We start from the raw sequence: 12,959 nt of genomic DNA on the forward strand, positions 1-12,959 counted from the left end.
TCTTAAGATCCAACCTATGAGTCGATATTAAACTCTTAAATTCAGAATGTTATTTTAAGTAGTTGATGACTACTTTGTATTTTCGAGTAGGTTGAATTGCCACTTTCTACCATGTCAAAGTAGCGCATGAACCACGTAATTAAGTTCGTACTACTATTTATTTGTCCTTAAATTTTAATACCATTATAGATTACATTATCACAACAACAGTACTTTGTGAAAAACCAAATTGAGCATTCGATCTTCAGGTCGATTCTCCTACGAACGTACAAAAAAGATTGATGTAGATGGCACCAATGACCTTGAAAATATAAGCGCCCAGATAAACTTCTCTCTATCAATGCCCTAATTTATCATCAACTAGAATGCCAATCGAAATACAAAAAGTATTCATATATAAATTAGATATAAAGTATTTAATATTTAAATATTTATTATAAATAAGTGTGGGATCCCACCATGAAATATTTTACTTTTGGCAAAGAAAAGGAATTACAAATATAAACATATGATGTATGTTGTCGATATTAAATAATAACAACAGTGCAAAAACCTGTTAACAGATAACGACCTCAACGGGAGAAAAATATGAGACAACATCTTTTAGGCTTCACACTAGCCCCCTTATTTTTGCTTACAACAGCATGCTCGCAGCAAGAAAGCGTAGCTAAAGTTGATAACAATGAAACGCTAAGCGCAACGCAAAATAAATACGAGCAAACTGCGACTCTAAAAATAGCAAAATTAAAAAAAATGATGCAACAAGCACAAAGTAAGCAAATTGATGTAACGCGTGAGCAGAGCATTATCTGGTTTGCAGAACAGTTCTTAAAATTTGCTAACTGGGATGAAAATAATTACGACGCAGTTGTAAAGTTATTTGGCTACGAGCGTCATTACGCTGCCGACAAAGAAAAACTAGCAAAAGAGTTACCAAATTTTGAGCGCGAAAAAGTCATCCAAATTTTAGATAAAGGCATTAAAGAGCTTGGGCAAGAGCTTTCAGGTGAAATTAAACGTCGCCCTGTAAATAAGGTTGATTGGCAAAACACAAAAGCACAAGACAATATGTTTGTTAGTAATGATAAGCCTATTTTTTTATATGACTATTTTTCAAAGAGTGTTGGCCAGCCACTTACTAATAAAGATGTTTATAACGATCATTTAGGTGCGCTTTACCATGGTGGTGAAGATTTGTATCCGGTGGATCATGACCGCGCTATTAATTCATTTTTAGTACGTGAAGATGGCACCTTTGACGAAGAGTTAATGAAAGAGCTAACGCGCATCCCTGATACCAACATTGGCTTTTTGGTTTATTGGTTAATGGGCATTCCAAAGTGGGTTGAAGAGCAAGAACCAGAAGTTAGAAAAGGCCGCTCGTTATTTACTGGATTCGATATTGATAACCCATTAGCGCGAGATATTTGGGGTAAAATAATCCGTAAAACGGGCGAGCTTACTAAAGGTAAAAAAGTAACTGAAGTAGGGTTTGTGTTAGCTAATGAACCACACTGGTATGCTGAAAAAGGCCACTGGACACAAAAATTCCAAGAAATGACCAGTATTTCTTCATACACATTAAACAAGTTTAGAAGCTGGTTAGATAAAAAGTACCAAGGTGATATTAACGAGTTAAATGAAAACTGGGGAACGCATTTTAGTCAATTTTCAGATATAGCTATTGAGATACCTATCGATCCTGCGATTAAAGGCGAGCCTAAGTGGTACGACTGGACACGTTATAATATGGACAGAAGTACTGACTGGTTTACTTACGTTCAAAATGAGCTGCATTCTGTAAATGAAAACGCCGATACCCATATAAAAATTATGCCGCGCATGTTTATGGATGATTCGCGTTCTGGTGGTATTGATACAGAAGCATTGGCCGAGTTAACAACTATGGTAGGGCACGATGCTAAGTCTTTTGGAAGCGAAAACATCCGTCCTGGTAAGTCCTCTAAGTGGATTGAGAAATACGCTTACAATTGGGGCATTGTAACGATGTTTCATGACTTTATGGAATCAGTTGCACCTAATAAAATTAATGTAAATTCAGAATCTCACTTTTTATCTTCGGGTCAGTGGCGAGATTTAGATACACGTACAAGTTATGTTCGAAGTGTTTATTGGCTTGCAACTCTACTTGGAATGGATGCCAATATGGGTTGGTTTTGGGCGCGTGATCCAGATGGTTCACCTGAGGATCGCTTAGAAGGTGATCTCGACTTTTTTGACCCAGGTCTTGGTGGTGCATTTGCAGGCTCTAATAACATGCAGCCACATGTAACTAACGAAGTTACTCAAGTGATGTTTGATCTTAATAGTTTTTCTGAGGAAATTATAGAACTTAGAGAGCAGCGTCGTCCTCTTCGATTGTTTTATTCTGAAACAACAGCGATCAATACAAATGACTATATGACGAAGGGTTATAAGCTTTACGAAAATCTATTTTTTGAAGGTTTCCCACTTGGTTTTGTCACTAAAAATGTAATTGAAAAGCAAGATAACAACAATTGGGATGCAATACTGGTTTATCGCAATAACTTTGTTACAGATGAAGAGTTTAGTGCGCTTCAAGGGTACTTAAATAAAGGTGGTACCGTTATTTTAGACTCAGCGAAAAGCTTGTCTTTAGATGAGTACGGACATACGCGTAATGCTAAGTTGTTAGCCAATAAAGGTAAGCTTATTGTTATGCCTAAAGGTGCAGACGTTGAAGCCATTAAACAAACTGCACTAGCAGAGGTTTCGAGCAGCACGCCTGATGTTATTGTAAAAGTAGACAATGGTGAGTCATTTAAAACCACAACATGGCGTACGGTTAAGCAAGACAACGGCAGCTACCTGGTTAATATTTTAAATTTGGGCCATGGAACAGCAAATTTAAAATTATCACTTACAAACGGCAAAGCGATTACAGTTAAAAATTTAATGACGAGTAATCAATTAGAGAACACGTTCGATATCCCTTCAGAGGGTGTGCTTTTATTAGAAGTTACAGCTAAATAGCAAGTGAAAATTAACCAGTATATATTTTATATGCTGGTTTTTTTGTAACTCATAAATCATTGCTTTTAACGTAGTAGGTATTTTTGTTGCAAGATTAAACATCATATGTTTATATTGTTTTTATCAATTTGGTGTCGAATAGATACACTCATTACAATATTGTTTTTTAAATAGCCTACGAGGCTAAGCATATAGGCTTAGCATAACTTTCAGCATAAAAGGACACACACAATGAAAGTATCCAATATAAAGTTATTGATGCTTATCGGGTGCTGCGCGCTAACCGCACCTAATGTATATGCAAATAATTCTGAAAATAAGCGAGCAGAAACCAAAAAACCTAATGTGCTTATTTTAATGTTTGATGATATGCGTTTTGACACATTTTCATACCGTAATGGGCCAGTTTCAACGCCAAATATTGATGCATTAGCAAACGAAGGCACGCGATTTGATCAAGCGATGACTTCTACTGGATTATGCTCACCTTCGCGCGCGGCTATGTTTACTGGGCGCTGGGGACATAAAACGGGTCTTGACGATAACGTAGGTCTTTATCACTCTCGTCTTTCGGAGTTATCACTTAGTGAAGGCAGCGTAATTAAACGTGCAACCAGCATAGGGTACGATGTTAGCTATGTAGGTAAATGGCATTTAGGTGCACAAGGCCCAGCACTGCGCGGTGCAAACTTTATGTGGGGGCACGATAAAGATGAAGAGCGTAACGGCCGTCCTTTTACGCCTTATCAAACGCAAAAAAATGTAGCCCGTATGAACGCAGGAGAACGTGATAAAAATGGCGAAAAGCATGATTACTACAAAACACTTGCGGGTACATATGCTGATACAGTAACGGCTAAAGAAGTAAACGAAGGCAAACTAATGCTGCAAAATGCGGCTAAATCAGACAAGCCATTTTTTGGTATTGTTAGCTTTGAACAACCTCATCCACCGTACCGAGTACCAGAGCCTTACGCCAGCATGTACGACTACAAAGATATAAAACTTCCCAAAAACTTTGGTATAAAACGTAAACATAAACCAATGGCGCAAGATGATATTTGGTGGCCTTGGCATGACGTAAGTCATATGAGTGAAACCGATTGGCGCAAAGCACATAGTTTTTACTATGGTGCCATTGCCATGATTGACCACGCAGTTGGCGAGCTTATTAATACGGCTAAAGAAGAAGGTTTATACGACGACCTGCACATTATTTTAGTCGGCGATCAGGGCAGTATGTTAGGTGAGCATAACCTTTATGACAAAGGCCCATATGCGTATGACGAATTAATGCGTATGCCACTTATTATTCGTGACCCTAGCCTTGAGCCTAAAATAATTAACCGCCAAGTGTCTATGCTCGACATAGCGCCAACACTTCGCCAGTGGATGACACTACCACTTGATGGCGACGAAGATGGGCGTTCACTTTTACCATTAATGAAAAAAGGTGATAGTGCGGATGCTGGTAAAGATGATATTTCGTTATATGCCTACGAATGGTACAACGGCGGATGGTTTGGTATTAGAGCTATACGTACCCCTGAAATGAAATTTGTATGGAATCCAGGTGATAGCCGCGATGAATTATACGACTTAAAAAACGATCCGTACGAAATCACAAACCAAATAGATAATCCTAAATACAAAAAACAGCTTACTGATTTAGTGCATAAAATGGCGGGAGAGTTAAACCGTATTGACGACCCATCATTAACAAAATTTAACCACCACATGAAAGCTTTTTTATAGCCGAGTAATGCCCTTTGGTAGGCCATAATTGGCCTACTATTTTTATTTTCAAAATTGAGATTGGCACTATGAAAACACACACAAAATTATTGAGCGCTTTATCATCGCTTGCATTATTAATTGGCTCTGCGGGGGGACACGCAAGTGAACAAAGACCCAATATTATTCTTATTGTTGCAGATGACTTAGGTTATGCAGATGTTGGTTTTAATGGCTCTAAGGACATTATTACCCCAAATATTGATGATCTTGCTAAATCGGGTACCTCTTTTTCAGACGCTTACGTAGCGCACCCATTCTGTGGCCCAAGCCGAGCGGCATTAATGACCGGTCGTTATCCACATAAGATTGGCTCACAATTTAATTTACCTACACGCGGCTCAAACGTAGGCGTGCCTACTGACGCCAAGTTTATTAGTAAACTACTAAACGAAAACAACTATTTTACCGGTGCATTAGGTAAATGGCATATGGGCGATGCGCCGCAGTATCATCCAAATAAACGTGGTTTTGATGAATACTATGGCTTTTTAGGGGGTGGGCATAATTACTTTCCTGATCAGTACCAACCCCAGTATAAAAAGCAACAGGCACAAGGCTTAAAAAATATTTTTGAGTACATTACACCGCTAGAGCACAACGGCAAAGAAGTAAAAGAAACGCAGTACATTACTGATGCACTTTCGCGCGAAGCCGTTAATTTTGTAGACAAAGCAGTGAACAAAAAAAATCCATTCTTTTTATATTTAGCTTACAACGCACCGCATGTGCCATTGCAAGCTAAGGATGAAGATATGGCGATGTTTCCTAATATAAAAAATAAAGACCGTAAAACCTACGCAGGTATGGTTTACGCAGTTGACCGCGGCGTGGGTAAACTAGTAGAAACCCTGAAAAAAAATAATCAATATGATAATACGCTTATCGTATTTATGAGTGATAACGGTGGCAAATTAAGTAAAGGTGCTAATAACTTCCCACTTAAAGCAGGTAAGGGCAGTACACAAGAAGGTGGCTTTAGAGTCCCTATGTTGTTTCATTGGCCTAAGCATGTACCTGCGGGCAAACGCTTTTCGCATCCTGTATCGGCACTTGATCTGTACCCAACATTTGCAGCTTTAGCGGGCGCTAAAGTTGAAGAAAACCAACATTTAGACGGTACAAATATGTGGCCTGCGTTTATTAAAAATGAAAACCCACATAAAGATGAGCCTATTTATGCACTTCGCCATCGTAAAGGTTACAGCGATGCTGCAATTCGTATGAACCAGTGGAAAGCATTAAAAGTTAACCAGCAACCGTGGCAGTTATTTAATATCGAAAACGATATTTCTGAAAAACATGATGTAAGTAAATCTAACAAGGCACTGTTAACCGACATGGTTCGCGAAATGGAAAAATGGAGCTGGGATAACCAACAGCCAAGCTGGTTTCATGAAACTACTGAAGGTGTGAACTGGCGATTAGATGCCATGCCACGATTCGATAAAACGTTTAAAACAACCAAGTAAGTTTTATCAAATTCAAGGAGATTGTATGAAAGTAAAAGCAGTTACATGGCATGTTTTTTTGTTATGCATTGGCGCAAGCTTACTAGGTTGTCAACAAGCGAGTGCCCTAGCGAGCGCTCAGCTAACAACTAGCAGCACATTATTTACTGAGCAACACCAAGCAATTAAATTAGAAAACAAAAACCGCCGTAAATGGGATAACGCATTAATAAGCGATTTAGACCAAGACGGTTACCCTGATTTATTACTTACTGATCATGGTTATACCATTCGTTTGTATTGGAACAATAAAGGCGTTTACGACAAAGGGCGCGATCTTATTGTGGGTGATATGCACGGTATTGGCGTAGGCGATTACGATAAAGATGGCAAGATGGACATTTTGCTTTCGCGTGGTGGTGGCTCTGGCGATAACGCGCGTAATGCTAAGTTATTTCACTTTAACAAAAGAGAAATTATTGAAGGCGGTGATTTTTCACCCAAATTGCCAACGTTACGTGGGCGCACTAGTAAGTTTTTTGATGCCAATAATAACGGCCACTTAGATTTATTACTAATGGGATTCCCGCAGGCTAATAGCGGTAAACAAACCAGTAATTTTATTTATAAAAATGATGGTAGTGGCAATATAACCCACGCAACTGATTTACCAAAAACTAATCGAGACGGTCAAAAAGTCCTTATTACCGATTTTAATAACGATAAAGTTGACGATTTAGTGATTTACGGCGACGGCGCTTTACGTATTTTAAAAGGCAATGGCGACTTTACCTTTAGTGACGTAACCGGCAACATTTTACCTAATAAAATAATGGATGCGACGGGTGTTAGCGAAATTGATTTTGATAACGATGGTGACTTTGATTTATATATAAGTCGTGCTAACCCATTACAAGCAGGCGATACGTTTTTTGATGCTAAAAGCAAAACATTTGGTTTTTATACTAAACGCGGGTCATTTAAATTCAACGACTTACTTATTGGCGACACGCTCAATATAGTTAATTACCAATCACCTTATCCGAATCAAGATGTGTTTGTAGGAGAAGGTGCCTATAAATACAAATTTGAAGGTGAAAGGCACAGCGGTCAAAACGTTAATATTGTTAGCAGTAACGGCTTAGGATGGCCTGATACTCAACCTAATAAAGGACTTTATGTTGGTTATATAGGTAATAATAAGTGGCGCATGGCGGGTAATACGTTTTCACCGACTACGGGAGTGGTAACCGGTGTTAAGCACTATGCAGAAAATAAAAAGCCAGTGGCACCATCAGATTTGTTATTAAAAAATGAAAGTGGAAAATTCGTTGATGTAAGTGATAAAGCCGGTGTTAAAACCAATTTAAATACCACGGGAGTGAGTGTAGGTGATTTTAACAACAGCGGATATCAAGATTTATTTGTTGTTAAACAAGGTAACTTGGTAACCTCTACGTCGCAAATACTGTATTTAAATAATGGCGATAATACATTTAGCCAAGCTACTCATTCGGGATTAATTACAAATACCTTAGGTACCATTGGTTCAGGCGCAAATGTATTTGATTACAACTTAGACGGCCAGATCGATATTATTATGAATAACGACAGAGGTCAGTGGCACTTATTTAGTAATCAAGCCAATAACAGTAATCACTATGCATTACTGCGTATAAGTAATTCACTTAAGCATAATACAAGCCCAATTGGTGCTATAGCGACACTTAAAGGCTGTGGTAAAACCCTAACAAAGCGAGTATCGCCTGATGCAGCACCTTATACACAATCATTTGATAACGTGATTCATTTTGGTTTGGGTCAGTGCAACGAAATAGATAACGTGAGTGTGCGTTACAGCAATGGCGAAGTGATAAGTAAATCTAAGATTGGTATAGATAAAGTAACCAATCTTTAATGCAAAAGAGTTAACTATGAGAGGTAAAAAGCAAGGTTTGGTAACAAGCCTTGCTTTTTTTTCGCAAAAATTAAGAGCAAAAGAGAGCAATAATGAATAAAAACAACATCACTCATCTTAAAAATAAATTAGCGGGTTTAGTGTGCTTATTTACTGTGTTTGGTTGCAGTACTCACATGGCTCAAAGCAATAATAAAAGCATAAATAAAGGGGAAGTAAGTGCATCTTTAGCGTCTGTTAAAACGTCTAATACAATGCTTAATAGTGCGAGTTTATTTGCATCACTCCCTGATTATTGCCCAACCCCAGACGCTTTTGCTGTCTCTCCTACAGGAGAACTTACTTTATCGTGCGTTAATTATGCCAATAAAGGGCTACAAGCGGGTGTATTGGTTAATATTAATAATGACAACACGTTTACTAAAATAACTCAGTTATCTGGACCAAATAATAAAGGCAAAGGTCGTCCTATGGGACTTGCCTATGCCCCCGATGGCTCGTTATTTGTAGCCGATAACCAAGGTGTTGGCAAAGCTCGATTACTTAAACTTACCTTAAAAAATAATGCAGTTATTAACACTCAAGTCGTTGCCAAAGGCATGAGTTCCCCAAATGGGGTACGTTACCAAAATGGCTATATTTACGTAACTCAATTGCGTGTGCCAAGTGAAAATAAGGCCGAGACTCTCAGTGGGATATATCGTTTTAAGGCTACAGATACCAATATATTAGTGACAAACAATACAGATGATCCACATTTATTGTTTTTAGCTAAAACTGTTAATAAGCAACGTAAATTTGGACTTGATGGTTTAGTGTTTGACGCACAGGGTAACTTGTTTGTGACCAACTTAGGTGACGACTTAATTTATAAATTAACGCTTGATGCAAACAATAACCTGCTTAGCCAAAGTACCTACGCAACACTTCCAAAAGGAAGCGGACCTGATGGCCTTACTATAGACCCTCAAGGTAATTTATACGCTGCAGGTTTTTTAACTAATCAAGTTATAAAAATTGATACACACCAGAATGTAACTGTTATTGCATCATACCCCGATAATAATTCAGAAAATGGTGAATTAGATCAACCCGCTGATATTATTTATTACAAAGGCTCTCTGCTTGTGTCTAATTTTGACTTACTTACAGGCTCAGGCATTGCCAATACTGGGCATGGCAAGCCTTATACAGTAAGTGAAATTAAGTTAATAGATAATTAACCATCTACTTTAAATCGATATTTTAATTTTTTTGATTAGATAATTAAATTTAGAGTAAAAATGTATTAATAATGCAAACATCATATGTAATAATACATTGGACATTAAATATAAACAAATAGGGTGAATGATGAGAAAAAGTTTTAAGTACTCCGTTATAACGTCTTTTTTATTAATGCAATCCGGATTTACTGCTAGTGCTAACACACAAATAGACGAGCTTGCTGCTGCACTAGATAAAGTTAAAATTTCTGGTTATTTAAATTTAACCGCTGGAACGGCAAAAAAAGAGAACGCATTTTTTAGAGCTTATGATACGAAAATAAATGCAACATCTGAGACTTGGGGGGGCGTTCAAATTGATTTTAAAGCATCAGAAAAATTAGATTTCACTTTATTAACTAAGTTTTTTGCTGAAAGCCGTCCCTATGACGACAGCTTTGGTGTTGATTTAGCCTACTTAAGTTATAAATTGTCAGATCAAACAAAACTACGAGGAGGTATTTTACGTGTGCCTCTTTATAAAGACAGTGATTATAAAGACACTGGTTTTGCTCATTTATGGCTAAGAACCCCTGAGTTAATTTATGCAAATAATAAGGTTCAACGCCACACCGGTATTGAAATATTGCATGATATTTATTTAGGCGATGGAACAGTGCAAGTTCAAGCCTTTTATGGGCAGAATGAAGACCCTCGCGCAAAAGCTGCTGCTAATAACAATAAAACCTACACAATTGACGATATTATGGGGGTTCATGCCACTTATTCTATAGATGAGCATTTGTTTAAGTTAGGTGCTACAACACGAACAGAGCCTGGGGATCTAAGCGACTTTACTTATACAGATAGTCAAGGTAACGAAAGACTAGAAGAGGAAGGTTACTACGCCGGGGATAGACAAACCTTTTATTCTTTAGGCTATGGTTTTGATGATGGATTATGGAAGGTTGACGCAGAGGCTATTTTTGAAATAACGACGGGCGGCCGACAAGATAATGGTAAGTATTATGCTTCAGTAGGCTATCGTTTTGGTGATATTACACCTTATGTTATGTATCAATATAGAGAAACGCTAGATGATAGTGAGCGTGGTTTAAACGTTGACACTTATGTTGCTGATGATGAAAAAAACACGGTTACTCGTTTTAATCTGCAAAAGTCATTTCAGCAAAGTATTCTGTCAATTGGATCACGTTACGATATTTCGAGTAATTTAGCATTTAAAGCGCAAGTTGATAGTTATGAACATACATCTACAGGTGTAAATGGTAACACTAGAGATATTGATAATTTACTTTATAGCGTTAGCTTACAAGCTGTTTTTTAAGGAGAGGCACATGAAAAAAATATTAATATTAGCTAGCGCTCTTTGTTTTCAAACAGCATTCGTACAAGCTGAAGTAGTTGTTGTTGGTAACCCAAGCCTGAGTGCCACATTAACCCCTGCGGAGGTTAAAAATTTATTTTTAGGTAAACGTCAAAGTTTGCCTGACGGCACGCATATCACTATTGTCGAACGTACAGCAGAAGCTCCTCTTAAAAGTGAATTTCACAGTAAATATACTAATAAATCAGAAGCACAGTTAAGCGCTTATTGGACTAGGTTAGTCTTTACTGGCAAAGGTAAACCTCCAAAAGAAATCTCAAATAGTGAAGAGCTTATAAATATGATATCTAGTAATCCCAGTTTTATAGGGTATATAGATAGTACAGAAGTTACTGATAAAGTAAGTGTTTTATCTAAATAACCTTAGAAATAGATCATCTCACTAATATTATATAGATATTTGAGAGGTGATCTATAAATGGAAATAAAGCTATATGTTTAATTTAACTATAAAGCAAAAAATTATCTCTGTCTCTGTAACTGCTCTACTTGGGTTTATTATAATATTTACTATTAATCACTTTGCTTTATCTTCTATGACTAAAAATGCTAAGTTGCTTCAAAATAATTTATATCCCACCTTACTTGCTATAAAAGAAAGTAAATTATATTTAGGGCAAATGGAATCTACCATCAATGTGAGTGTCACTATTGGTGATAGTGATATGCTACAGGAAGTAGAACAGTTCGCGATCAAGATTAAAAATAATTTAACCTTAGTAAAAAATGATGATGTTCAATTTGAAGGGGTTAGTGAACTGTTAAATAAATTTGAAATGTATCAAAAAAGTAGTATTGAATTAGCAAACAAATTTATTAATGGCGATGTGTCTATTCAAGTTTTGCAAAGTAAAGCGGTTGAAAATAACAAACGTCTTCTTGAGTTAAAAAATGATCTTTATAATTTAGAGTTAATGGCAGATAAACAATTAAAAAACAGTGTGAAAAATATAGAATTAAAGGCTAGTAATGCTCGTTGGTTTACTACTGTTGTTTCTATTATATGGGTGTTAAGTTTACTTGTTTATAGTGTATTACTTAGTAAAAGCATTATAAATAACATTGCATTAATAACAGATTCATTGAAGAAATTTTCTGAAGGTAGTGCTGATTTAACTAACAGAATCAGTTACAAAAACAACGATGAACTAGGTGATTTAGCTAGCAGCTTTGATGATTTTGTTGTTAAGCTCCACTCTATCATTTCAGAGGTCATATTTGCATCCTCATTCCTTGAAGAAATTTCAATAGAATTGATATCTAGCACTAAAAAATCTAATGAAGAAAATAACAAGCAAAATGAATCGGTACAAGAATCAACAACCGCTATTCGAGAGCTATTAACTTGCGTTGAATATATTACTGAAAATTCAAGTCAGGCATCAGGGTTGGCTAAAGTTGCAACATCTTCAGCTGAAAGTGGAAATATACATGCTCAAACATCTGTAGATTATATTAATAATTTATCTAAAGATATTGATAGAACCTCTAGTAATGTTGATCAACTTAAAATACAGGTTAACAATGTAAACGGTATATTAAATACGATTCAAGGTATTGCTGAGCAAACAAATTTGCTTGCTTTAAATGCAGCAATTGAAGCTGCACGAGCTGGAGAGCAAGGACGTGGATTTGCTGTTGTTGCAGATGAAGTTCGTAGTCTTGCTAATCGAACCCACCAGTCTACTCTTGAAATTCAAAATCTACTTAATGAACTTATATTATCATCAAATATAGTTGTTGATTCAATGAAGCACAGTTCAGAAGTTACGGTTAAAACTGTTCAAGCATCAAAATCGTCTAGCCAAAGTTTAGTCGAAATTAAATCGATTGTAAACGATATGCTTATGCTCAATACCCAAGTAGCTTCAGCTGCGGAAGAGCAGTCAGCTACATGTAAGTCAATAGACAGCACTATTAACTTAGTTAGTAAGATGAGTGATAGTTCATTACATCATGGTGCGAAACTTGTTGATTTAGGTGACTCTATTAAGCAAACCAGCAATAAAATGTACAATTTAGTTAGCCGGTTTAATGTTTAATTTATATTGGAAAATTTAAATATTTTTTACGTAATTAAATTTATTAATCTAAACTGACAGGTACTAATAAAAGTGAACCACTGTCAGTTTAATTTATTTGAATTAGAAAAAGTAAAACTGTTAACA

General features: G+C 36.6%; 8 protein-coding genes. All 8 read left to right on the forward strand.

Going from position 1 to position 12,959, the window contains the following annotated elements; genetic code table 11:
• Positions 1 to 588: 588 nt before the first annotated feature.
• The 8 genes from DC53_RS08215 to DC53_RS08185 all read left to right on the forward strand — a co-directional run bounded on the left by DC53_RS08215 (position 589) and on the right by DC53_RS08185 (position 12,833).
• The gene (locus DC53_RS08215) at positions 589 to 3,015 is read left to right on the forward strand and encodes an alpha-amylase family protein (protein ID WP_007375145.1); all 2,427 of its coding nucleotides are present in this window, start codon (positions 589 to 591) and stop codon (positions 3,013 to 3,015) included.
• A gap of 231 nt (positions 3,016 to 3,246) precedes the next feature.
• Positions 3,247 to 4,770 (forward strand): sulfatase-like hydrolase/transferase, encoded by a 1,524-nt coding sequence (locus DC53_RS08210; RefSeq protein WP_033030325.1) that lies wholly within the window; start codon positions 3,247 to 3,249, stop codon positions 4,768 to 4,770.
• A 68-nt stretch (positions 4,771 to 4,838) separates the two neighbouring features.
• The gene (locus DC53_RS08205) at positions 4,839 to 6,281 is read left to right on the forward strand and encodes a sulfatase-like hydrolase/transferase (RefSeq protein ID WP_033030356.1); all 1,443 of its coding nucleotides are present in this window, start codon (positions 4,839 to 4,841) and stop codon (positions 6,279 to 6,281) included.
• A 25-nt stretch (positions 6,282 to 6,306) separates the two neighbouring features.
• Positions 6,307 to 8,178, forward strand: coding sequence for a CRTAC1 family protein (locus DC53_RS08200; RefSeq protein ID WP_033030327.1), 1,872 nt, complete (start codon positions 6,307 to 6,309; stop codon positions 8,176 to 8,178).
• 92 nt (positions 8,179 to 8,270) lie between these two features.
• Positions 8,271 to 9,401 (forward strand): Vgb family protein, encoded by a 1,131-nt coding sequence (locus tag DC53_RS08195; RefSeq protein ID WP_033030329.1) that lies wholly within the window; start codon positions 8,271 to 8,273, stop codon positions 9,399 to 9,401.
• Positions 9,402 to 9,528: 127 nt separating this feature from the next.
• Entirely contained in the window at positions 9,529 to 10,731 is a 1,203-nt protein-coding gene (locus tag DC53_RS08190) for a porin (protein ID WP_139016131.1), read from the forward strand.
• 10 nt (positions 10,732 to 10,741) lie between these two features.
• Positions 10,742 to 11,152, forward strand: coding sequence for a hypothetical protein (locus DC53_RS0120565; protein WP_033030333.1), 411 nt, complete (start codon positions 10,742 to 10,744; stop codon positions 11,150 to 11,152).
• A 73-nt stretch (positions 11,153 to 11,225) separates the two neighbouring features.
• Positions 11,226 to 12,833 carry a methyl-accepting chemotaxis protein gene (locus tag DC53_RS08185; RefSeq protein ID WP_033030335.1) on the forward strand — a complete coding sequence of 536 codons (1,608 nt, stop codon included), beginning with the start codon at positions 11,226 to 11,228 and terminating at the stop codon, positions 12,831 to 12,833.
• Positions 12,834 to 12,959: the final 126 nt, after the last annotated feature.

The organism is Pseudoalteromonas fuliginea (assembly GCF_000690055.1).
GTDB classification, from domain to species: Bacteria; Pseudomonadota; Gammaproteobacteria; order Enterobacterales; family Alteromonadaceae; genus Pseudoalteromonas; species Pseudoalteromonas fuliginea.

Excerpts from the sequence above, each read along its gene's own strand:
- DC53_RS08210 (WP_033030325.1), top strand. The coding sequence starts at position 3,247 with ATGAAAGTATCCAATATAAAGTTATTGATGCTTATCGGGTGCTGCGCG.
- DC53_RS08205 (WP_033030356.1), top strand. The coding sequence starts at position 4,839 with ATGAAAACACACACAAAATTATTGAGCGCTTTATCATCGCTTGCATTA.
- DC53_RS08190 (WP_139016131.1), top strand. The coding sequence starts at position 9,529 with ATGATGAGAAAAAGTTTTAAGTACTCCGTTATAACGTCTTTTTTATTA.
- DC53_RS08215 (WP_007375145.1), top strand. The coding sequence starts at position 589 with ATGAGACAACATCTTTTAGGCTTCACACTAGCCCCCTTATTTTTGCTT.
- DC53_RS08200 (WP_033030327.1), top strand. The coding sequence starts at position 6,307 with ATGAAAGTAAAAGCAGTTACATGGCATGTTTTTTTGTTATGCATTGGC.
- DC53_RS08195 (WP_033030329.1), top strand. The coding sequence starts at position 8,271 with ATGAATAAAAACAACATCACTCATCTTAAAAATAAATTAGCGGGTTTA.
- DC53_RS08185 (WP_033030335.1), top strand. The coding sequence starts at position 11,226 with ATGTTTAATTTAACTATAAAGCAAAAAATTATCTCTGTCTCTGTAACT.
- DC53_RS0120565 (WP_033030333.1), top strand. The coding sequence starts at position 10,742 with ATGAAAAAAATATTAATATTAGCTAGCGCTCTTTGTTTTCAAACAGCA.